This is a genomic window from Kitasatospora sp. NPDC036934 (genome assembly GCF_055608425.1).
The window spans coordinates 59234-80482 of the sequence record NZ_JBVJQR010000025.1 but is presented as its reverse complement, the minus strand read 5'-3'; the positions used below and the strand labels follow the sequence as shown (position 1 = coordinate 80482).

The 21249-nt window shown below is 74.5% G+C and carries 19 protein-coding genes; 6 read left to right on the top strand and 13 right to left on the bottom strand.

All coding sequences use genetic code 11. The annotated features are described in order from the left end of the window. Window positions 1–45: 45 nt before the first annotated feature. Complete coding sequence (locus ACZ7BZ_RS30390) at window positions 46–1077, bottom strand: hypothetical protein (protein WP_470361120.1); 1032 nt, start codon at window positions 1075–1077, stop codon at window positions 46–48. 219 nt (window positions 1078–1296) lie between these two features. Here ACZ7BZ_RS30390 and ACZ7BZ_RS30385 point away from each other — a divergent pair, with 219 nt between their 5' ends. After that, window positions 1297–1635 (top strand): hypothetical protein, encoded by a 339-nt coding sequence (locus ACZ7BZ_RS30385; protein WP_470361119.1) that lies wholly within the window; start codon window positions 1297–1299, stop codon window positions 1633–1635. A gap of 17 nt (window positions 1636–1652) precedes the next feature. Here the strand turns inward: ACZ7BZ_RS30385 and ACZ7BZ_RS30380 are convergent, their stop codons facing one another. Together ACZ7BZ_RS30380 and ACZ7BZ_RS30375 are read right to left on the bottom strand one after the other, a co-directional pair. Beyond that, window positions 1653–2180 carry a hypothetical protein gene (locus ACZ7BZ_RS30380; protein WP_380451446.1) on the bottom strand — a complete coding sequence of 176 codons (528 nt, stop codon included), beginning with the start codon at window positions 2178–2180 and terminating at the stop codon, window positions 1653–1655. A gap of 748 nt (window positions 2181–2928) precedes the next feature. Beyond that, complete coding sequence (locus ACZ7BZ_RS30375; protein ID WP_380461960.1) at window positions 2929–4371, bottom strand: glyceraldehyde-3-phosphate dehydrogenase; 1443 nt, start codon at window positions 4369–4371, stop codon at window positions 2929–2931. A 316-nt stretch (window positions 4372–4687) separates the two neighbouring features. Between ACZ7BZ_RS30375 and ACZ7BZ_RS30370 the strand changes: the two genes are divergently transcribed. The 3 genes from ACZ7BZ_RS30370 to fdhD all read left to right on the top strand — a co-directional run bounded on the left by ACZ7BZ_RS30370 (window position 4688) and on the right by fdhD (window position 8439). Next, on the top strand, window positions 4688–6841 hold the full coding sequence (locus ACZ7BZ_RS30370) for a UvrD-helicase domain-containing protein (protein WP_470361118.1): 2154 nt from the start codon (window positions 4688–4690) through the stop codon (window positions 6839–6841). 95 nt (window positions 6842–6936) lie between these two features. After that, on the top strand, window positions 6937–7404 hold the full coding sequence (locus tag ACZ7BZ_RS30365) for a GreA/GreB family elongation factor (RefSeq protein ID WP_465742593.1): 468 nt from the start codon (window positions 6937–6939) through the stop codon (window positions 7402–7404). Window positions 7405–7563: 159 nt separating this feature from the next. Next, window positions 7564–8439, top strand: coding sequence for a formate dehydrogenase accessory sulfurtransferase FdhD (gene fdhD / locus ACZ7BZ_RS30360; RefSeq protein WP_470361117.1), 876 nt, complete (start codon window positions 7564–7566; stop codon window positions 8437–8439). Window positions 8440–8531: 92 nt separating this feature from the next. Here the strand turns inward: fdhD and ACZ7BZ_RS30355 are convergent, their stop codons facing one another. The 5 genes from ACZ7BZ_RS30355 to ACZ7BZ_RS30335 all read right to left on the bottom strand — a co-directional run bounded on the left by ACZ7BZ_RS30355 (window position 8532) and on the right by ACZ7BZ_RS30335 (window position 14827). After that, window positions 8532–9833, bottom strand: coding sequence for a YhgE/Pip domain-containing protein (locus ACZ7BZ_RS30355; protein WP_470361116.1), 1302 nt, complete (start codon window positions 9831–9833; stop codon window positions 8532–8534). Between the two features lie 233 nt (window positions 9834–10066). Continuing rightward, window positions 10067–10723 carry a response regulator gene (locus ACZ7BZ_RS30350; RefSeq protein ID WP_380461950.1) on the bottom strand — a complete coding sequence of 219 codons (657 nt, stop codon included), beginning with the start codon at window positions 10721–10723 and terminating at the stop codon, window positions 10067–10069. After that, complete coding sequence (locus ACZ7BZ_RS30345) at window positions 10687–12003, bottom strand: sensor histidine kinase (protein ID WP_470361115.1); 1317 nt, start codon at window positions 12001–12003, stop codon at window positions 10687–10689. The genes ACZ7BZ_RS30350 and ACZ7BZ_RS30345 overlap by 37 nt, the downstream gene beginning before the upstream one ends. 74 nt (window positions 12004–12077) lie before the next feature. Continuing rightward, window positions 12078–14072 (bottom strand): hypothetical protein, encoded by a 1995-nt coding sequence (locus tag ACZ7BZ_RS30340; protein WP_470361114.1) that lies wholly within the window; start codon window positions 14070–14072, stop codon window positions 12078–12080. Next, window positions 14057–14827, bottom strand: coding sequence for an ABC transporter ATP-binding protein (locus ACZ7BZ_RS30335; RefSeq protein ID WP_470361113.1), 771 nt, complete (start codon window positions 14825–14827; stop codon window positions 14057–14059). Before ACZ7BZ_RS30335 ends, ACZ7BZ_RS30340 begins: the two co-directional genes overlap by 16 nt. Before the next feature lie 374 nt (window positions 14828–15201). Between ACZ7BZ_RS30335 and ACZ7BZ_RS30330 the strand changes: the two genes are divergently transcribed. Further along, window positions 15202–16071 carry a sigma factor-like helix-turn-helix DNA-binding protein gene (locus ACZ7BZ_RS30330; protein ID WP_470361112.1) on the top strand — a complete coding sequence of 290 codons (870 nt, stop codon included), beginning with the start codon at window positions 15202–15204 and terminating at the stop codon, window positions 16069–16071. A 169-nt stretch (window positions 16072–16240) separates the two neighbouring features. Here the strand turns inward: ACZ7BZ_RS30330 and ACZ7BZ_RS30325 are convergent, their stop codons facing one another. The 5 genes from ACZ7BZ_RS30325 to ACZ7BZ_RS30305 form a co-directional block, all read right to left on the bottom strand. After that, the gene (locus ACZ7BZ_RS30325) at window positions 16241–16861 is read right to left on the bottom strand and encodes a phosphatase PAP2 family protein (protein WP_470361133.1); all 621 of its coding nucleotides are present in this window, start codon (window positions 16859–16861) and stop codon (window positions 16241–16243) included. Beyond that, complete coding sequence (locus ACZ7BZ_RS30320; RefSeq protein WP_470361111.1) at window positions 16783–18141, bottom strand: diacylglycerol/lipid kinase family protein; 1359 nt, start codon at window positions 18139–18141, stop codon at window positions 16783–16785. Before ACZ7BZ_RS30320 ends, ACZ7BZ_RS30325 begins: the two co-directional genes overlap by 79 nt. Window positions 18142–18435: 294 nt before the next feature. Beyond that, window positions 18436–18567 carry a hypothetical protein gene (locus ACZ7BZ_RS30315; RefSeq protein ID WP_470361110.1) on the bottom strand — a complete coding sequence of 44 codons (132 nt, stop codon included), beginning with the start codon at window positions 18565–18567 and terminating at the stop codon, window positions 18436–18438. Between the two features lie 403 nt (window positions 18568–18970). Beyond that, complete coding sequence (locus ACZ7BZ_RS30310; RefSeq protein ID WP_470361109.1) at window positions 18971–19774, bottom strand: GntR family transcriptional regulator; 804 nt, start codon at window positions 19772–19774, stop codon at window positions 18971–18973. Window positions 19775–19783: 9 nt separating this feature from the next. Beyond that, window positions 19784–19939, bottom strand: coding sequence for a hypothetical protein (locus tag ACZ7BZ_RS30305; RefSeq protein ID WP_470361108.1), 156 nt, complete (start codon window positions 19937–19939; stop codon window positions 19784–19786). Window positions 19940–20055: 116 nt separating this feature from the next. On the opposite strand from ACZ7BZ_RS30305, the gene ACZ7BZ_RS30300 reads away from it, so the two are divergent. Further along, entirely contained in the window at window positions 20056–21030 is a 975-nt protein-coding gene (locus ACZ7BZ_RS30300) for a hypothetical protein (RefSeq protein ID WP_470361107.1), read from the top strand. The last annotated feature ends 219 nt before the right edge of the window (window positions 21031–21249 follow it).

The following is a 21249-nucleotide window of genomic DNA, read 5'->3' as shown; positions in this document are numbered from 1 at the left end:
GGAGGCTCTTTCGGTCGCGGAAGTGGGTGTCGTTCGAAGCGGGCGTCAGTACCCGGCGCAGCGGTCGCGGTGGGCGCGGAAGGCCTTGACCGGATCGCCGGCCAGGTAGTGCCAGGGCGACTCGGTGACCAGGCCGTCCAGCGCGTCGAACAGCAACCGGGCGGTCTTCGGCTGGCCGGCCAGCGAGAAGGCCATCGCGAAGGTGTTGAAGGTCCCCTGCCAGCCGCGGACCGGCACGAAGTCCGGGTGCAGGACGGAGCGGAACGCCGCCTCCTGCAGCTCGGCCACCACCGCGGGGCTGGTCAGGTAGGCGCGGCCCTCGCCGTCCGGGAGGTCCCGCCAGCGCTCCAGGTGGGCGAGCACCACCAGCTCACCGAGCGGACTGCCCTCGGGGGCGGCCAGCATCGAGGAGCGGGCGAACTCGTGCATGGCCTCGTGCGAGCCGCCCCACTTGGCGCACAGCTGCTGCAGCCGCTGGCGGTGCGAGGCGCCGTGCCCGGGGGCGCGGCGCACCGCGGCCTCGAACCGGGCGGTGGCGACGTCCGGGCCGAGCGAGGCGCCGCGCGCGCTGATCTGCAGGAAGTACCAAGGGGCGAGCCAGGACGGCTCCCGCTCGGCGACCTCCAGCAGCTGCTCCTCGGCGACGTCCAGCCGCTGGTGGAACAGCTTCCACTGCTCCTCGGTGACGTGCTCGGCCCGGGCGCCGGTACGCGCCTCCCAGGCCCAGGTGACGTGCCGGGCGCCGGAGAGCAGCAGCGGCAGCGCGTCGTCGGGGGCGTCCGCGATCGCGCGGGCCGTCCACTCCTCGGCGCCGGCGCTGTCGGCGACCGCCGCGGCGAGGAAGGTCAGCTCGGTGCCGTCCGCGGCCGCCAGTGCCGGACGCAGCGCCGGCCAGTCCCCGGCGGCGGCCTGCCCGAGCACCAGCCGGACGGACTCGTCACCGAAGGACGGATCGATCCTCGGCTCGGCCCCCGGGACGGCGGGCGCCTCGGCGGCCCGTCTGCCGAACCCGAACCCGCGCCGGCCGGCCCGGTCCTGCCCGCCCTCCCCGCCCGAGCGGCGTCGGAACAGCGGCATGTGTGGCCCCCTCGAACGTCATCGGCATCAATCGCATGGCCGCACAGTGGCCACCCCAGAGGAGTACATATCACGCCCGGCCGACATCCGTTTCCCCAGACCAGCGCCGTCCCCGGCCGGTGGGCCACCACCCGGGAACGGGTGACATCTTGCTGCCTGACAGATTTCTGACACCGCGCAAGCGACCGCCCGGACCGACGATCGGTCAGGCTGTCTCCCGTGCACGCCATTCGCTTCCACCTGCGCGCCCCGCAGCAACCCGGCGGCCCCCCGGCAACCCCGCGCCCGCCCTCCCCGGAGGCCGTCCGGGACGCCCTGGCACGCGGCCTGCCCGCCCCGGCGCGGATCGAACACGCCCGGATCCTGGTCGGGCCGACCGCCGTGGACGGCGTCGCCTTCGTCCTCGCCGACGGCCTCCTCACCGCCGAGGCCGCCCTCACCGCCGCCTGCACCACGCTGACCGGCCGGGCCGGCCTACTGCCCGACTGGCGGGTGCCGCACTGCGCACTGGACACCCTGCTGGCCCTCGGCCTGCACGAACTGCCGACCGTCCCGTAGGACCACCGCAGCGACCGTCAGGCCGCCCCGAGCCCGGCGTCCGGCACCTTCCCCGACTGCGCCTGTTCGATCCGGTTGACCAACATCACCGCGAACCGCCGCGCCGCCGGCAGGTCCACCGGACCGCCCTCCGTGGTCACACTCGCCACCACCGTGCCCGACCGCACCACGATGCTCACCCCGTCACCGTCCGCCAACGGCCCCACGAAGGCCTGGCTCTCACTGCCCAGCGCCGGCGCCTCCACCTTCCTGAACGGCCCGACCGGGTACGACGCATAGGTCTCCTTCGCCCGGCTCTTCGCGGCGTCCCGACTCGGCAGCGTCTCCACCAGGAAGCGCGTCACCAGATCCCCCGAGGAGAACCGCACCGACCCGCTGAGCGCCTTCCCCGTACACGGCGCCGCCGCCGTACAGGTGACCGAGTGATCGGCGGTGTCGACCTTGCGCTTCTCCTCCTGCCACCCCGCCATCGCCTTGGCGTCCGGCAGCACCTGCCCGACCACCTTGTCGTCCAGCAGCGCCGTCTCCAGATCCGCACTGGGCACCGCCGCAGGCGCCGCCGCACTGCCCGTAGCCCCGGCCCCGGCAGCAGGCGCAGAGCTCGCAACCGCCCCACCCGGAGAAGCGGACCCCACCACAGCCGGTGCCGAAGCCGTACCCGAACCCGCGCCCGCAGCCGTACTCGTAACCGAACCAGCCGCCCCCGCACCCCCCTTGGCACCCTCCGCCGCACCGGACGAACACCCCACCAACACACCCGCCAGCACCCCGACCGCCACCACGACGGTGCCCCGCCGACCACCCATCCCCATGCGCCCACTCCCTTACGCCTGTCCGTGACCCCTCAAGATAGCGAGCACCCCGCATACGAACCGCCCCACCCCCTCCCCCAGCCAACCGGGCGCGCAGGGCAAAGCCCGCGCGCCCGACACCCCCGCCCCCAGCACCCCCCACCCGCGCCCGCCCACCCCCCACCCACCCCCCACCTCCCCCCTCCCCCGACCAGGCGAGAGGGACGCGCTGCGGAAGGGGGCGGTGGAGGGGGTGGGTGCGGAGAGGGGCGTGACGGGTGATTTTCAGACCGCCAACGACGAGCACCCCGCGCGATGAGGGTCGGCGGTCCGAAAATCACCCAGCCCCCGGAGCACCCACCCCCGGAACCACCCCCGGAACCACCCACCCTCCCGAAAGCCCCCCACACAACAACAGCCCCCCGCAACGCCCCCCACCCCGCAGCGGAAAACACCGACGGGGCGGCGACCAAACCGGTCACCGCCCCGCCGAACCGCCGATTCAGACCGCCGGCACCGGGAACGTCGGGAACTCGACCCCCGAGATGTACTGCACGACCCGAACGACCTGGCACGAGTACCCGAACTCGTTGTCGTACCACAGGTAGAGAATCGCGTTGTCCCCGTCGACCTTGGTCGCCCCCGCGTCCACGATCGAGGCGTGCCGCGACCCGATGAAGTCGCTGGACACCGCGTCGGGCGAGTCGATGAAGTCGATCTGCCGCTTCAGCGGCGAGGTCAGCGAGATGTTCCGCAGGTAGTCGAGGACCTCCTCGCGGTCGGTCTCCCGCTTGAGCTGCAGGTTGAGGATCGCGATGGACACGTCCGGCACCGGCACGCGGATCGAGCTGCCGGTGATCTTCGCCTTGAGGTCCGGCAGGGCCTTGGCGACGGCCGAGGCGGCACCGGTCTCGGTGATCACCATGTTCAGCGGCGCCGAGCGGCCACGACGGTCGGCCTTGTGGTAGTTGTCCAGCAGGTTCTGGTCGTTGGTGAACGAGTGGACGGTCTCCACGTGGCCGCGCACCACGCCGTACTCGTCCTCCATCGCCTTCAGCGGCGGGACGATGGCGTTGGTGGTGCAGGAGGCGCAGGAGATGATCTGCTCGTCCGGCTTGATCATGTCGTGGTTGACGCCGTGCACGATGTTCGGCACGTCGCCCTTGCCCGGGGCGGTCAGCACGACCTTGGCGATGCCGGGGCGCAGGTGCTTGGACAGGCCCTCGCGGTCACGCCACCTGCCGGTGTTGTCGATCAGGATCGCGTCCTTGATCCCGTACTCCGTGTAGTCGACCTCGCTCGGGTCGTTGGAGTAGATCACCGTGATCTCGTTGCCGTTGACGACGATCTTGTTGTTCGCCTCGTCGACGGTGATGGTGCCCTGGAACTGGCCGTGGATCGAGTCCCGGCGCAGCAGCGAGGCCCGCTTCACCAGGTCGTCGCCACCACCGTTGCGCACCACGATCGCCTTGAGCCGCAGGCCGTTGCCCGAGGCCTTCTCGATCAGCAGCCGGGCGACCAGCCGGCCGATGCGGCCGAACCCGTACAGCACGACGTCCTGCGCGGACCGGCGCTCCAGCTTGTTCGCACCGGTGGCACCGGCGACCGCCTGAGCGGTGAACTCCGCCACCGACAGGCCGTGGTCGTCCGCCCGGTAGGTCGAGGCGAGCATCCCGAGGTCGATCTGCGAGGGGCCGAGGTCCAGGGTGGTGAGCGCCTGCAGGAACGGCATGGTCTCGGTGACCGAGAGCTCCTCGCCGGCTATCTGCCGGGCGAAGCGGTGCGTCTTGAGGATGCTGACCACCGACTTGTTCACCAGGGAACGGCTGTGGAGCAGGACGGTGACGTCCTTCTCCCGGTGCAGCCGCCCGATGATCGGGATCATCGACTCCGCGATCTCCTCGCGGTTCTTCCAGTCCGTGAACACGTCGTCGTTGACAGTCACAAGTCCATCTTTCGAGCTGAGGGTGTTGCCCACATGGTAGCTTCGCCCGCCCGCGCCCCAACGGCCGGTCCCTCCCCCACCGCTCCGGCCCGCCGCTCCGACCTGCGCTTTCCCCCACCACCCCGCCCCCAAAGGTGATCACCGCCACCCCTCGCCCCATTCCTCGCCCACCCGCCGCCCCCTCGCTCGCCCACCCCTCACCCCTCCGCCCGCCCCCACCACCCCGGCCGCGAAAGCGGCCGTCCGCACCCCGGCGGGAGTGATCATCGGGGCCAGTACAGTGAAGGCCACCGGACCGAGGCGTGAGGGGGCCCGCGTGGCGACGCTGGGGATGCACCGGGACTTCCTGATGGAGTTCGCGGCGCTGGAGAAGTCGGTGCAGCGGCGGGTCTTCGAGACCTTCGAGAAGTTCACCGGGACGACCCACGCCGGCACCCACCTGGAGAAGCTCACCAACCAGCGGGACCCGCGGATCCGGACCATACGGATCACCGACTTCTGGCGCGGCGTCGTCCTCAAGGCCGACCGCGGCGACGGCTACCTGCTGCTGAAGGTCCTCCCCCACGACAAGGCCAACGACTGGGCCGTCAAGCACCGGGCCTCCGTGAACGCCGCCACCCAGGGCGTCGAGATCCGCAACGACGTCGCCCTGGAACGCGCTTCCGCGTCGCTGCGCGCCCTGGGCTCGGACGAGCCCGAGCGGCTCTTCGCCGACCGCTCGGACAAGGTGCTGCGCAGCCTGGGCATCGACGAGGAGATCCTGCCGATCATCCGGCTGCTGCCCGACGAGGCACACCTGGAGGCGCTCCACCGGGTGCTCCCGGAGCAGCAGTTCGACGTGCTGATCGGGCTCGCCAGCGGGATGGAACCGGCCGAGATCGACCGCGAGATCGTCCAGGCGTACGCGCGGGCGGCGGCCCCCGCGAGCACCGCCCCGCCCGGGGACGGACTGGTCTCGGCGATGGCCCACGCGCGCGGCCGGGTCGCCCTGGTGGACGGGCCGGAGGAGTTGCAGGAGATCCTGGAGCGGCCGTTCGACGCCTGGCGGATCTTCCTGCACCCGGCGCAGTACCGGGTCGCCTACCGGGGCTCGTACAACGGGCCGGCCCGGGTCACCGGCGGCCCCGGGACGGGCAAGACCGTGGTGGCCCTGCACCGGGCCTACCACCTGGCCCGCCGACTGCCGCCGGACGCCCCGGACGGCTCGGTGCTGCTCACCACCTTCAGCACGGACCTCGCCGCGGAGCTGGAACGCTGCCTGGCCCTCCTGGTCACCGACCGGCGGATCCGGGCGAAGGTCCGGGTGGTCACCGTCGACGCGCTGGCGAACGAGGTGCTGCGCCGCACCCGCCGCGGCGCTCCGCTCCGGGTCGTCTCCAACCAACGTGCGGTGCTGGCCCGTTGGGGCCGGGTCGGGCGGCGGCTCGGGGTCGACTTCAGTGACGTCTTCCTGGACCAGGAGTGGCGCCAGGTCGTCCTGGCCCAGGCCATCGAGGGCCCCGAGCAGTACCTGAAGACCCCGCGCTCCGGCCGGGGTACGGCGCTGGGCCCCCTGCAGCGGGCCCAACTCTGGCGCGCGGTCGCCGCGTTCGAGCAGGACCTGCTGCAGGCCGGCGAGATCACCTTCCTCCAGGTCTGCGCGCGGGCCGCGCGGGCGCTCGACGAACGGGACGACCGCCCGTTCCGGCACGTGGTCGTCGACGAGGCGCAGGACCTGCACCCGGCCCAGTGGCGCTTCCTGCGCGCGCTGGTCGCGCCCGGACCGGACGACCTCTTCCTGGCCGGCGACCCCCATCAGCGGATCTACGGGCACCAGGTCTCGCTGCGCTCGCTCGGGATCCAGGTGGTCGGACGCTCCGCCCGGCTGCGGATCAACTACCGCACCACCCAGGAGATCCTCAGCTGGTCCGCGTCCCTGCTCACCGGCGAACGCCCGGACGACCTGGACGGCGGCGAGGACTCCCTGGTCGGCTACCACTCGACCCTGCACGGCGCCCACCCCGAGGCGCGCGGCCACGCCGACAAGGCCGAGGAGATCCGGGCCGTGGTCGCCCGGGTCGCGGAGTGGATCGCCTCGGGGATCGGCCCGGACGACATCGGAGTCGCCGCCCGGACCGCCCAGTTCGGCCGCGAGATCGCCAAAGCCCTGGAGCACACCGGGACTTCGGCCCACGTGCTGGGCGACGCGCCCTCCCCCGGGGTGCGGATCGGCACCATGCACCGGATGAAGGGACTGGAGTTCCGCTGCGTCGCCGTGGTCGGCGTCAGCGACGGCCTGGTGCCCATGCGCGCCGCGCTCACCCCGGAGTCCACCGATCCGCAACAGCACCGCGAGGACCTCAGCGGCGAGCTCAACCTGCTGTTCGTGGCCTGCACCCGGGCCCGGGAGGCGCTCGCGGTGTCCTGGCACGGCACCCCCAGCCCCTTCCTCGAACCCGTCGTTCCGGCGGCCCTGCCGGGGCGGGTCTGAGGATTCCCGCCGAGGATTTGCCGGGGGTTCGGCGGGGTGGGGTAATGAGAGGCGACCGGTGTTTGGGCGTTCCCTCAGAGACCCGGGAGCTTGCGATGAGCGGTGGGCCGGAACCGATCAGTGCCGAGGGGCTGCATGCCGTGCGGGAGGAGCTGGCGCAGCTGCGGGTGGAGCGGGGGGAGGTGGCCGCGACGCTGAGCGGGCAGGAGCCGGTGGGTGACCGGGCTGATGCGGCGGACGAGTTGCAGCGGGCGTCCGAGGTGACCCGGTTGGACCGGCGGATCGCCGAGCTGGAGGGGCGGCTGCGGGAGGCCGAGGTGGCCGGGGCGCCGTCCACGGACGTGATCGGGGTGGGGTCGACGGTCACGGTGCGGTTCTCGGACGGCGAGGAGGAGACCGTCGAGATCTCCGAGCTGGCCGAGGAGCGGGAGCTGACCCTGGTGACGTACGACAGCCCGCTCGGGAAGGCGCTGCTGGGCCGGCACGCCGGGGAGACGGTGAACTACGAGACGCCGGGCGGCGCGGCGAGCGCGGTGGTACTGGCGGTGGGGGACGGCGGGTAGCCGAGGCCGACCCATCGAACCTGCCGGACCCGTCCAACCCGTCCAACCCATCGAACCTGCCGAACCCGCCGGACCCGCCGGACCCGCCCGCGCCGAGCCGACCGCGACGCGCGAGGATGCATCCGTACAGACCGGCGCTACAGGCAGGAGCCGACGACGATGGGCCGAGTGACCGTACCGCGCAGGGTGCTCCGGCTGCGCGGGGGCGTGCCCTCGCACCGACCCGACACCCTGGCCGCCGAGGAGCCGATGGAGATCCGGGTCGGCGGCCGTCCGCTGACCGTGACGATGCGCACCCCGGGCAGCGACTTCGACCTCGCGGCCGGCTTCCTGGTCAGCGAGGGCGTGCTGCACGCCGCCGACCAACTGGCCGGGATCCGCTACTGCGCGGGGGCGACGGCCGACGGCGGCAACACCTACAACGTGGTGGACGTGGTGCTGGCCGCCGGGGTGCCGGCCCCGGACGCCTCGCTGGAGCGCAACTTCTACACCACCTCCTCCTGCGGCCTCTGCGGCAAGGCCAGCCTGGACGCGGTGCGCACCACCGCGCCGTGGAGCGTCGCCGGGGACGGCCTGCGGGTCACCCCCGCGCTGCTGGCCGCGCTGCCCGAGCGGCTGCGCGCCGCCCAGAAGGTCTTCGACAGCACCGGCGGCCTGCACGCGGCGGGGCTGTTCGACGCCGAGGGGCGGCTGCTCTGCCTGCGCGAGGACGTCGGCCGGCACAACGCGGTGGACAAGGTGGTGGGCCACGCACTGCGCGAGGGCCTGCTGCCGGCCCGCGGCACGGTGCTGATGGTCAGCGGCCGGGCCTCCTTCGAGCTGGTCCAGAAGGCCGTGATGGCCGGCATCCCGGTGCTCGCCGCCGTCTCCGCGCCCTCCTCGCTCGCGGTGGACCTGGCGGAGGAGACCGGACTGACCCTGGTCGGCTTCCTGCGCGGCGACTCGATGAACGTCTACACCCGCACGGACCGGATCGACACCGCTCAGGAACCCGGCACCGCTCAGGAAGCCGGCACCGCTCAGGAAGCCGAGTAGCTGCTCCTCCGCACCCGCTGGGCGCCCAAGAGCCGGTGACCAAGGGCTAGGGTTCCGGCGGATCCTGCCGGGCGCGCGACGCCGAACAGACCCTAGTCGGAGGGCTGGGGCGTCCAGCGGTGCAGGCCCTTGCGGTCGTAGTAGCGGGTCATCCCGAAGCCGAAGGCCAGGGCGAGCACCACCCCCACGGCGATCATGGTCCAGCCGCGGGCCAGTCCGGCGTCCGAGCGCGCGTCGAAGAAGAGGATCGCCCGGATGCCGTCGCTGAGCTGCCGCATCGGCTCGAAGACGCCGAGGAAGCGGTAGAAGCCGGGCACCGCCTGCAGCGGGACGGTCGCCCCGGAGGACGGCAGGGCCAGCGCGATGAACACGAACATGGACACCAGCTGCCCGATCCCGCCGAACGCGGCGTTGATCGCCTGCACCCCGAGGCCGACGGCCAGGCTGGCGCAGTAGGCGAACACCCACAGCAGCGCCGGGTGCGGGGCGTCCATGCCGAGCACGCCGGCCGTACAGAGCAGCACCAGGGAGGTGGTGACCAGCATGATCCCGGCGGTCATCACCATCTTGAGCAGCAGGGTCTGGGTGCGGCTGATCGGGACGGTCGGGCGCCGGGTGTGCCAGGGGCCGATCTCGCTGTCGCTGTAGCCGAGTGCGCCGTCGACGCCGTTGTGGATGATGTTGCCGCCGATGAAGCCGGTCAGGACGGCGAGCAGGGCGTAGTAGAAGGCGCTCAGGCCGAGTCCGCTGTGGCTGCCGATCGGGTGGCCGACCTGGGTGGTGACGGCGAACGGGTCGGCGAGCAGCAGCCGGGCGGTGGCACCGGTGTCCGGGCCCTTGGTGCCGGCGGCCGGTACGGCGGCCAGCAGCTGCTTCCCGGCCGCGACCGAGGCCTGGTGGGCGGCGTTCTGGGCGATCTGGGCGGCGATCGAGGAGCCGAGGCTGCCCAGTCCGGGGTTGGTGAGGACGGTGAGGGTGGGCCGCCCGGTGGCTCCGCCGGTGGCGAGCCGGGTGACGCTCGCGGTGAAGTCGGCGGGGACCAGCAGCGCGCCGTAGACCTTGCCGGAGGCGAGCAGGTCGCGGGCACCGGCCTCGTCGGCCTGCCTCCAGTGGACGGTGTCGCCGGGGGTGCCCGCGATCACCGCGCGGGTCAGCTGGGTGCCGAGGTTGACCGGCTGGCCCGCCGGCGGCGGGGCCTGGTCGGCGTTGACCAGGGCGATCGGCAGCCGGTGCAGGTGCCCCATCGGGTTGACGATGCCGCCCAGGTAGAGCAGCGAGAGCAGCACGGCCACCAGGGAGCACAGCACGCCGGGGAAGAGCCAGAGCTTGGGCCGCCGGGCGAGGGTGAGCGCCCTCGCCTTCCGGGGAGCCTCCTGGGAACCTGCGGTCGCCATGCCACCCCTCGGGTTCGGGCACGGGCCGGGGCCGCGCCGCTGCCGGTACGGCGGGAAGTCGTTCCGTGGTCGCGCGGCGGTCAAACCCGTGTCACCCGGTCGGCGGCCACCACCGCGCGAAGGGGCCTGCCGCCGAGTCCTTCCACCACCCGAGCCCGCTGCTGGCCCGGAGCCGGGAAGTGGGGGCGGGAAGCGGGGGCGGCTTCGTACGGGAAGTCGGCCGGTCCGACTTCCTACGCGGGGCGCGTCCCGTCCAGGTAGGCCAGCACCGCCAGGACCCGGCGGTTGTCGTCGTCCGAGGCGCCCAGGGCCAGCTTGGCGAAGATGCTGGAGGTGTGCTTGCTGACCGCGCCCTCGCTGAAGTGCAGCCGCTGGGCGATCGCCGCGTTGGAGCGGCCCTCGGCCATCATCGCGAGGACGTCCCGCTCGCGCGGGGTGAGCATGGCGAGCGGTTCGTCGTAGGCGTTGCGGGCGAGCAGCCGGGTGATGACCTGGGGGTCCATGACGGTGCCGCCGGCCGCGACGGTGTGCACGGCGTCCACGAACTGGTCCGCCTTGGAGACCCGGTCCTTGAGCAGGTAGCCGACGCCGCCCGCACCATCGGCGATCAGCTCCCGGGCGTAGAGCTGCTCGACGTGCTGGGAGAGCACCAGCACCGGCAGGCCGGGCTGCTCCCGGCGGGCGGCCAGCGCGACCTGCAGCCCCTCGTCGGAGTACGTCGGCGGCAGCCGGACGTCCACCACCGCGATGTCCGGCCGGTGCTCGGCGAGGGCGGCGGCCAGTTCCGGACCGCTCTCCACGGCGGCGACGATGTCGTGCCCGTGGGCGCTCAGCAGGAGTTCCAGTCCGTCCCTCAGCAGGACGAGGTCCTCGGCGAGGACAACACGCACGGCAGCTCCATGATCAGCCTGGTCGGGCCCCCCGGGGGGCTGGTCAGCGTGAGCGTACCGTCGAACACCGCCAGCCTGCGCTGGATGCCCCGCAGGCCACTGCCCCCGGCCGGGTCCGCGCCGCCCCGGCCGTCGTCGGCCACCTCGGCGCGCAGCAGCCCGGCGGCGTGGCTGAGTTCCACCGTGGCGTGCCGGGCGTCGCCGTGCTTCACCGCGTTGGTGAGCGCCTCGCTGACCACGAAGTACACCGCCGACTCCACCGGCGCCTCGGCCCGGCCCGGCAGTTCGGCCCGGACCTCCACCTGCAGCGGCACGTCCAACGCCAGCGCCCGGATGCCCTCCACCAGGCCGCGTTCGGCGAGCACCGGCGGGTGGATGCCGCGCACCAGGTCGCGCAGCTCCTGGAGGGCCTGGGTGACGTTCTCCTGCGCGTCCGTCACCACCTGCTTGGCCTTCTCCGGGTCGCGGTCGATCAGCGGCACCACCGCGCCGAGCCGCAGGCTGACCGCGACCAGCCGGGCCTGGGCGCCGTCGTGCAGGTCCCGTTCGATCCGGCGCAGTTCGGCGGCCTGGGCCTCGGTGGCGTCCAGCCGGATCTCGGTGAGCTGCTCCACCCGCTGGGCCAGCCGGGACTTCTCGGTGGGGCCGAGCAGGGAGCGGGTCCACCGGCCGTGCAGGTGCAGCGTGGGCCCGGCGAGGGCGAGACCGGCCGCCACCAGCGGCAGGCCGATGAGCGGGCCGAGCAGCCCGGGCAGCGGCAACAAGCCGTAGCCGAGGCCGGGTTCGGGCAACATCGGCTGCGCCAACCCGTACAGGCCGTAGCCGGACAGCAGCACCGGCCCGGCCGCGAGACCGCCGCCGACCAGTGGATCGACGAGCACCCAGCCGGCGTCCCGCCAGGTCGCCGGGTCGTTCCAGAGCCAGCGGAACTTGAGCGCGTAGCCCGCGAACCAGCGGTTCTTGTGGTAGTCGTGGCCGGTCCAGAACCAGCCGTGCAGGGTGCGTTCCAGCGCCGGGCGCGGCACGTACGGCACCGGTACGGGCACCTGCGACCAGTGGCCGGCGGCCCACCGGGCGGCCCCGGCCAGCGAGCGGACCACGCGGGTCACCGCCGGGAACAGCGGGACCATCCCGAGGCAGCCCCAGAGCAGGAACGACACCAGGTAGAGCACGGCCAGCACCGCGCCGACCGGGACGAGCAGCGTGAAGACGGCCAGGCGCCCGAGCGCCCGGGCGGCGGTGCGCAGCGCCTCGGCGCCTCGGGACTGCGGGGTGCTCACGGGGCCTCCGGTCGGCTCGGGTGCGGGACGACGATCATGATGGCAGTCGGGTCGGGGGGTCCGTCCCGGAGGCCTCACGACGGGCCTCCCTCAGCTGGCCGTTGCGGCGTCGTGTGCGGCGTGCCCTCCGCGTGCTCGGCGGCCTGCCCGGCGGCCTGCTCCGCCGCGTGCTTGGCGCGGATCAGCCGGTACACCCCGGCGAAGCAGACCGTGCCCAGCAGGATGAAACCGGACGCCGTCGGCACCCGCCACGCCTGCGGCAGGTACAGCGCCAGGAACCAGCTCCGGTTCGCCGGTGCGAGCAGCGCCATCGCCAGCGCCACGCCGCCCTGCGGGGCCGCGCTCAGCACCCCGACCGTCACCAGCAGCCCGGCGGCCGCCGTCCGCCGGCGGGACAGCCGGTCCAGCCGGTCCTGCTCCTCCGGCGACCGGTCCGCCGACTCCGTCACCCGCCGCACGCCCTTGCCCATCACGTCCAGTAGCTCCGGCCCCCGGGTCTCCAGCCGCCGCCGGGCCGCCCGGCCCAGCCACCAGGCGTACAGCAGCCCGGTGCCCGGCCCGGCCACCGCCCCCGACCAGCGCAGCGGCGCGCAGTGCAGCAGCGTCCCGGCCAGCACCACGCCGGTGGCCGGCAGCGCGGCGAACAGTTGGAGCAGCAGGACTGCCAGGCTCTGCATCCGGACCTGGTCCCCGCTCTCGTCGCTGAAGCCGTCCAGCGGGTTGCCGCCCGGCCGGTCCGGGAACGGCGCCGGGCCGAGCAGCGACATCAGCGGCACCAGGCCCGCCCCGGCGCCGAGCACGGCCGGCAGGGCGGCCAGCAGCCACGGCCAGGCCCAGCCGTTCGGGACGGCGAGGGTCCCGGCCACGGTGAGCAGCAGCGCGGCCGGGCCGACCAGCAGCAGCCAGGCCGACTGCCGAGCCCGGACGTCGATCCGCTCCGCCCCGGGGGCGACCAGGGTCAGCCAGAGCGCGCCCGCGTCCAGCCCGTACAGGCTGGAGCCCAGTGCCCCGGCGTACAGCGCCAGGACGACACCGGTCCACGGCAGTACGGTCGGGAAGCCGCCGAGCACCGGGAGCAGACCGGTGAACAGGCCGGTCCACAGGGCGATCCGCAGGAAGCGGGCCCGCCGCGGATCCCGCGCCCACAGGCGCAGCTCCTTGCCCAGGACGGCGCCCCCGGGGGTGTCCGGAAGGCCCCGCAGCCGGGCGCCGCGCCGGGCGGGGGCCCGGCCGCCGCCCGCCGTGCCGTCCGCCGTGCCACGCACCAACTGCCGGGCGAGCAGGGCCGTCCAGGCCGCGAACAGCGCGGCGCAGAGAGCCAGCAGTCCGCCCAGGCAGGCGGCGACCAGGGCCCAGTCGGAGCGCCGGGCGGCGTCCACCGCGACCACCGACCAGCCGGAAGGCAGCGCCCGGACGACCGTCCCGACCGTCGGTGCCCAGTGACCGCCCAGCAGCTTGAAGAAGAAGGCCAGGCCGAACCAGCCGGTGTTCAGAAATCCGCAGACCAGGCCCACCAGCAGCGCCGACAGCTCCCAGCCCAGCCGCGAGCGGGCCACCCTGCCCAGGCCCTGCACGCTCAGCTTGGCCAGCACCGCCACGAACAGCAGTTGCAGCAGCATGGCGGGCACGGCCACCAACGCGGGCAACGGCCCCAGCCCGGCGCCGAACACCACCAGCACCGCGAAGGCGACCAGGCTGACCGCCGGGGTGATTCCGACGAACGACGCGGCCAGCAACCCCAGGGCGATCCGGCGCGGACGCTGCGGCACCAGGACGAAGTACGACAGCCGCAGCGTCGGGTCACCGCCGGTGAGGGTCGGGCCGACCGCCCAGCCGACCGTCCAGACCAGCAGCACCAGGGCGATCGTGCCCACCCCGGCCTCCGGCACGGGGTAGTCCACCAGGCCCAGCAGCGCCGTACCGACCGCCACCAGGGCGCCGCACACCCCGCCCGCGATCAGGCTCGCGGCCCGCGGGCCGGACATCGACCGGCGCAGCACGGCCAGCTTCATCCCGGTCAGCACGGCAACCGGGTTCAGCGCACCCGCCGGATTCAGGACGCCAGCCACGACAGCCCCTCCTCCCCGCCGGTACGGCCGCCGACCAGCTCCACGAAGACGTCCTCCAGGCCGCGCCCGGCCCGCACCTCGTCCACCGGCCCGGCCGCCAGCACCCGGCCCCCGGCGATCACCCCGACGTGGTCGCACAACTGCTCCACCAGGGGCATCACATGACTGGAGAACACCACCGAACCACCCGAGGCGACGAACCGCCGCAGGATGGTGCGGATCGTCGCCGCCGACACCGGGTCGACCGCCTCGAAGGGCTCGTCCAGCACCAGCAGCCGGGGCGCGTGCAGCAGCGCCGTCGCCAGCCCGATCTTCTTGCGCATCCCGGTGGAGTAGTCGATCACCGGGGCGTGCCCGGCCCCGTCCAGCTCCAGCACCGCCAGCAGTTCCCCGGCCCGGGCGTCCACCGTGGCGGCCGGCAGCCCGCGCAACCGGCCCAGGTAGTGCAGCAGTTCGGGGCCGCTCAGCCGCTCCGGCAGCATCATCCCGTCCGGCAGCACCCCGACCAGCGCCTTGGCCCGCACCGGATCGCTCCACACATCGACCCCGAACACCGCCGAACTCCCGGCATCCGGCCGCAACAGCCCCACCGCCATCGACAACGAGGTCGTCTTGCCCGCACCGTTCGGCCCGACCAGCCCGTAGAACGACCCGCTCGGCACCACCAGGTCCACCCCGTCCACGGCCACCCGCGCCCCGAACCGCTTCCGCAGCCCGGCCAGCCGCAACGCCGGCGCCTCCCCCGCGTCCCGCACGACGCCCTCCCCGCTTCCGCCCCACGGCCGCCCACTCCGGGCGGCTCGTGATCGAATCTAGGGACGGCGGGCCGGCGGCAGAATCCAGTTGCACCCCGACCCGGGGTGGGCCTGGCCCCACCCCTGACCCACGGCCGACGTCAGCCCACCCGGACGGTGCACGGGCGCCCGGTCTGCTGCGGCCCGCCGGGTTCGCCCACCGCGCGGAGATCGCCGGACAGCACGAGGGCCGCCCCGCCCCTCCGGCCGACCGTCGGATCGCCCCCGAAGACTGCACCGGTGACACCCCGTGTGATCACCCTGCTTCTCCGAGTAAGGTCCAGCCACGGCCGGGCGTCACCGGGGACGCCCGCTGCGGACCGAGGAGTGCGACCGTGCCCGACCAGGACCGGCAGCCAGGCCAGTTCGAGCACCTCCGGCCACGGATGAGGGCCCTCGCGTATCCGCTGCTGGGCTCGCACGCCGAGGCCGGGGAGGCCGTGCGGGAGGTGTGGGTCAGGCTCGGGCGGATCAATCCGGAGGAGGTGGCGGACCTCGCGGCGTGGCTGACCACGGTGACCGCCCGGGTCTGTCTGAGTCGGCTGGAGTCGCGCGGCGCGGGGACGGCAGGACGGGGTGGGGCGCGGCTGCCGGACGTGGTGGTGGGGCAGGCGGGTGCGGCGGCGCCGGGCGGGCCGGTCGGGCTCGCGCTGCTGGTCGCGCTGGAGGAGCTGGCCCCCGCCGAGCGGGTCGCGCTGGTGCTGCACGACGTGTTCGGTCTGCACGTCGACCAGATCGCGACCGCCCTCGACCGGACCACCGCGGACACCCGCAAGCTCGCCGAGCGGGCCCGCCGCCGGACGCAGGGGGCCCGGGAGGCGGATGCCGACGGCAGCCCGGCCGTCCGCCGCCGGCTGGTCGAGGCCTTCGGTACGGCCCTGCGGGACGGCGACCCGGCGGCGCTGACGGCCGTCCTGGAGCCGGAGGCGGAGCTGCGCGCGGACGGCGGGCGCCCGCTCCCCGCCGCCACGGCGGTGTTCCGCGGCGCCCAGCGGGTGGCGGAGCGCGCCGTGACGCTCCGCCAGGGCGGGCCGGCGTTCACCCCGGTGCTGGTCAACGGCGCCCCGGGCGCCCTGCTCACCCGGGACGGCGGGCCGGTCGCGCTGCTGGGCCTGGCCGTCCGGGCGGGCAGGATCAGCCGGGCGTACGTCCTGCTGGACCCGGACCGGCTGGCCGCGATCGACGTCGCGGGGCTCGCGCCTTAGGGGTTGTCCGCGGTGTCCAGGCGGTGCGGATCGCGGTGGCGGTCCGCTCGTCCACGCTGGCGCCGAAGGCCGTCGCGCCGAGGCATGGCGCGCTGACCCGTGGTCCGTCAACTCCCAAGCGGCGGTGCGGCATTCGTTCGTCCTCCCCGGGGGGCGTGACGGATCGACCCTAGGCACTCCGCCGGGCCGCCGCGAGCACGACTCCCGCGCAGCCACTGCCCAGCAGGGCGCCGGCCAGGACGTCGCCCGGGTAGTGAACGCCGGTGTGCACCCGGGAGTAGCCGACGGCGCAGGCGAGGAGTCCGAGCGGGACGGCGGTGGCGGGCAGGAGGGTGCCGACGGTGGTGGCCAGGGCGAAGGCCGAGGCGGTGTGCCCGGAGGGGAAGGAGGCCGAGACCGGCATCGGCACCTGGCGCCCCACGACGACCCGCGCGGCCTCGCGGTCCGGGCGGGGGCGGCGGACGAGCTGCTTGCCGAGGACGTTGGCGCTGAAGGAGGCGAGGGCGACGGCGGCCGCGCCGGCCGCTCCGGCGCGGCGGTACCGGCCGGGGACGAGGGCGAGGGCCGCCGCGATGGAGAGGTTGATCTTCGAGTGGTCGGCGGCCCGGGAGAGCGTGCGCAGGGCGGTGTCGAGGGTGGGGGTGGGGGTGGCGGCGACGGCGGCGTAGACGGCGCCGTCGAGCGCGGCGAGGTCCCGCAGGACGGGGGCGGTCACCGGCGGCCACCGGTTCCGGCGGAGGGCGCCGCGGAGTCCGCCCGGGAGAGGGCCAGGCGCGTGACGTCTCGCCAGTCCAGCCGGCGGGAGCGGGCCTGCTGGTCCGGGTCGGCGCCGGGGCGCTCGCGCGGGACGCGGACCCGCAGGGCCCGGTGGTCCACGGTGCAGACGACCGGGGTGGGCAGGGTCAGGGCCTCGCCGTCGACGGCGACCGGGATCTCCGGGGCGTCGGCGTCGACGGTGACCCGGCGGGCCGCCAGCAGGGTCAGTCCGCCGGCCCGCTCGCCGAGCAGGGCGAGTTCGGCGGCCTGGGCGGCGCCGTCCACGCGGATGCCGAGCACGCCGAGGACGCCCGCGTCCAGCCGGGGGCGACGACCGAGGTCGGCCGGGTCGGGGGCGGCGTAGGGGTTGTTGCTGATGAGCAGGGCCTGCGGGGCGTCGATGCGGTGGTCGTCGGCCCGGGCGGTGAGGTTGCGGCCGGCGTCGCCGAGCAGCAGGTCGGGCAGGGTGTCCAGGGCGGTGGCGGTCTTGGCGTCGCGGTACTGGGGGCGCTGCACGATCTCCGCATAGGCGCCGAAGGAGACGGTGTTGACGAAGGTCCGGTCGCCGACCCGGCCCAAATCGACGGTGAGTTCGACGCCGTCGCGCAGCGCATCGAGGCAGGTGGCGGGGTCGTCGCGGTCGAGGCCGAGGTCCATCGCGAAGTGGTTGCGGGTGCCGGCCGAGACGACCAGGAACGGCAGGCCGTGTTCGGCGGCGACGGCCGCGACCAGGGCCTGGGTGCCGTCACCGCCGGCCACGCCGAGCAGGTCGGCGCCCTCGGCGATGGCCCGGCGGGCGAGTTCGGCGACGTCCTGCGGCGCGGAGGGGTCGAGCAGCACCACCCGGGCGCCCAGGTCCTCGGCCCGCCGGACCAGGTCGAAGCGTTCGACCTTCCCGCCGCCGGACTTCGGGTTCATGATCAGGACGGGCTGCCGCGGCGGCGGGGTCTCCCGCACCGGCATCGGCCGCGGTGGCCGGGCGGCGCGCAGCGCGGCGCGGGCGACGGCGAGCGCGGCGAGCCACAGGGCCACGGCGACCACCGTGAGCAGCAGCACCTCGGCGCGGTAGGCGAGCACCAGGACGGCGACCGGTGCGCCGAGGGCCAGGACCACCCCGAGCACGCGCGGGAGGGCCCGGCGGGTGATCGCCCACCAGGCGCCGACGGCGGCCACCGCCAGCCCGACGAGTTCGGCGAGCAGCACCAGCAGCCCGTGCGGGCCGGCGAACGCGAGCACCACGACGGCCGCCACCGCGCACAGCAGGGCGGTCCGTGCCAGTCGGCGCGGCCTGCGCCCGTCCGTCACTCGTACCATCGACCCGCCCTCGTCCATTCGGCCGCTCCGGTTCGGTTCGTCGGATTCGGTTTACCGGGGTTCTCGCCGGTTCACACCGGTTCGCTTCGTTCGGTCACCGTAACCCGGAGTGGCCGTCGGGGGCACGGCGAACGGAGTACCGGCCGGCAGGGGCGGGGGGCCGTCAGTACGGCGAAGGGCCGCCTCCGCCGGTGGCGGAGGCGGCCCCGAGAGGCGGCCCCGAGAGGCGGCCCCGAGAGATGGCTCCGGGAGATGGCTCCGGGAGGCTGCCCCGGGAGACCGGCCGGGGCGGCGTCAGGCCTTGACGCGCAGCACGAACTTGCCGGTGGAGTCGCGACCTTCGAGGATCTCGTGGGCCTTCACCGCGTCCTCCAGGGCGAGTTCGGTGGTCTCGATCCGGACGGCCCGCCCGGCGGGGGGCAGCACGGTGGCGGTGATGAGGTCCGGGTCCGGGGAAGAGCTCGGCGTGCGTCTCGGCGGGCAGCGAGACGACCGCCGGGGAGGCGTTCAGGGCGACGGCGCTGACCAGGCCACCCAGGCGGCTCCTTCGGCCAACAGGTCGATGGCGCGGGTGAGTTCGGGCGCGGTCAGTTCGACTCCGCCGAGGGCGGGCGATCCGCGCGAGTTGACGTTCGGTGGCGTCGCGCGGGGGGACGGCCTCGGCGGAGCGCGGGCCGTCTCCCCGGGTGCGGGCAGCCGGCGGCAGGGTCCTTAGTCACGTCAATGCCCCACCGAGTATCGCGACCGGCGAGAGTAGACGCACCCGTGACCAGCACGGGTGGTGGGTACCCCGCTCCCCGGAGACCGGCCGAACCGTGGACGGGCCCGCTCAGCCCTCGCGGCCCGCGGGCGCGGCCCGGCCGTCGCGGTAGTGGAGGACGAAGGTGGTGCCGTCGCCGATGGCCCGGCGCCGGAGGTAGAGCACGGGGCGACCGTCCGGGGCGCAGTTGACGCCCTCGCGGACCAGCAGCGGGGTGCCGGCCGGCACTTCGAGCCGCTCGGCGTCCGCGATGTCCGCCGCGACCGCGGAGAAGCCCCGCCAGTCGACCTCCAGCCGGAGGCCGGTCGCCCGGGTGACGGCCTCGGTCACGTCCCGGGACGCCCCGGGGTCGGACAGCTCCGCCGCGGCCTCGCCCAGCAGTTCGGTGGCGACCCAGTAGCTGCTGACCACCCAGGGCCGCCGGTCGATCCGGGCCAGTGCGTCGATCCTGGTCAACTCCTCGACGGCGCAGCCGAGTCGGACGGCGGCGAGCTGATCGGCCGGGCCGGTCGGGGCGGCGGTGAGCCCGAGCACCCGCTCCTCCGCGCCGCGCAGTGCGGTCGGCGGCAGGCCGCTGCTCCGGTTGCCCAGGTCGATCCTGGCGCTGGCCGGGTCCACCGTGACGTCGACGGTGTGCCGCAGCACCGGACGGCGGACGAAGGTGCCCACGCCGCGACGGATCTCGATGGCCCCGGCCCGGGCCAGCTCGGCGACGGCCTGGCGGATCGTCAGACGGTTGGCGCCGAACTCGGCCGCGAACTCGTTCTCGCTCGGCAGCCGGGTGTCCGGGGCGTACTGACCGGCGTCGATGCGGCCCTGGATCCGGCGGGCGATCTGGAGGTACAGCGGTCCGCTGCTTCGACGTGTGGGCACGAATCGATCCTAAACGCCCCCTCCATGACCGTGCCCGCACTCGCCCCGCGCGGGGCGGGTGCGGGCGGGCGGGCGGGTGCGGGCGGGCGGGGACGACTTGGGCAGCGCGGTGGCGTAGGGCCGCAGCCGGACGCCCTTGCCGCCGGCCATGATGAAAGCGTGCATGATCAACTCCTTCCGCCGGGGCGGTGCGGTTCGCGCCGAGTGATGGAGGTCGGGCGCGGGTGCCGGCCGGTCTAAGGTGAGCGGGAACGTGCTGTCAAGTTCCAGGTGAGGTCGCATTGTTCGCCTACATCGGCTCCGGCCCGTACTGCTTCTCCAACTCGCTCGCCATGGCGCTGGGTCCGGACGCACCCGGTCCGCAGGTGCTGGAGGTACTGACCGGGTCACCGTTCGGCTTCCAGCTGATCGACGGGGTGCTGCCGTTCTTCGACCCCTTCGGCTGGGACCCGGAGCAGGGCCTGGACGCGGCGATCGGACTGCTGGGCCGGGAGTGCCGCCGCACCGCCGGTGACGACCCCGAGGACGCGGAGCGACGGCTGCGCGCGGCCGTCGCCCAGGGGCCGGCACTGGCCGGACCGCTGGACATGGGCCTGCTGCTCCAGCAGCCCGGCTCCGGCGAGCCGATCGGCGCCGACCACTACGTGCTGGTGGTGGCGGTCGACGGGGACACCGTGGTCTTCCACGACCCCCACGGCCACCCCTGGGCGACGCTGCCGGTGCCGGCCTTCCTGGCCGCATGGCAGGCGGAGAAGATCGGCTACGTCGAGCAGCCGTACGTGCTGCGCGGCGGCTTCACCCTGGCCCGGGAGACCACCGCGGCCGAGGCGGTACGGGCCTCGCTGCCGCGCGCCGTGGAGCTGCTGGCCGGCCGGGGCGCCGGCGCCGCCGAGATGCCGCCCGGGTCGCTCGGCACCGCGGCCGGCCTGGAGCGGCTGGCCGAGCAGGTGGCCGAGGGCCTGGACCCGGGCATCCGGCAGGTGATGGAGAAGTTCTCCGTCCGGACCGGTGCCCGCCGGCTGTCCGACGCCTCGACCGCCCTGGCCGGGATCGGCTTCCGCAACGCGGCCGAAGTGCTGGGCCGGCAGGCCCGGATCCTCGGCGGGATCCAGTACCCGCTGGTGGTCCAGGACGACGCCGCCGTGATCGCCGGCCTGCGCGCGCTGGCGCCGACCTACGAGGAGCTGCGGGCCGTCCTGGCCGCGGAGCTCGCCGGGCACGACGGCGGCCCCGCCGCCGCGGACACCGCGGGCTGAGCCGGCCGCCCGGTGCGGCGGTCCTCCACGCGGCGCAGACCGGGCCGCGCCCCGGACGGACCCCCCCCCCGAACCCGGGCCCGCAGGAGGCCACCGCGCTGCTCCGGCTCCAGCGCCGGGTGCGTCGTGTACCGACCGGAAGGCGCTCCCACCCTCGCGCTGGGGGGAACCCGCGGGCAGTAAACTCGGCTGGTTGAGAGTGAACGGACCGGCCCCGGG

Bases quoted from the DNA above. Each gene is read 5' to 3' on its own strand.
- ACZ7BZ_RS30320 (WP_470361111.1), bottom strand. From the start codon at position 18,141: ATGGTACGAGTGACGGACGGGCGCAGGCCGCGCCGACTGGCACGGACC.
- ACZ7BZ_RS30365 (WP_465742593.1), top strand. From the start codon at position 6,937: ATGAGCGGTGGGCCGGAACCGATCAGTGCCGAGGGGCTGCATGCCGTG.
- ACZ7BZ_RS30390 (WP_470361120.1), bottom strand. From the start codon at position 1,077: ATGCCGCTGTTCCGACGCCGCTCGGGCGGGGAGGGCGGGCAGGACCGG.
- fdhD (WP_470361117.1), top strand. From the start codon at position 7,564: ATGGGCCGAGTGACCGTACCGCGCAGGGTGCTCCGGCTGCGCGGGGGC.
- ACZ7BZ_RS30305 (WP_470361108.1), bottom strand. From the start codon at position 19,939: ATGCACGCTTTCATCATGGCCGGCGGCAAGGGCGTCCGGCTGCGGCCC.
- ACZ7BZ_RS30355 (WP_470361116.1), bottom strand. From the start codon at position 9,833: ATGGCGACCGCAGGTTCCCAGGAGGCTCCCCGGAAGGCGAGGGCGCTC.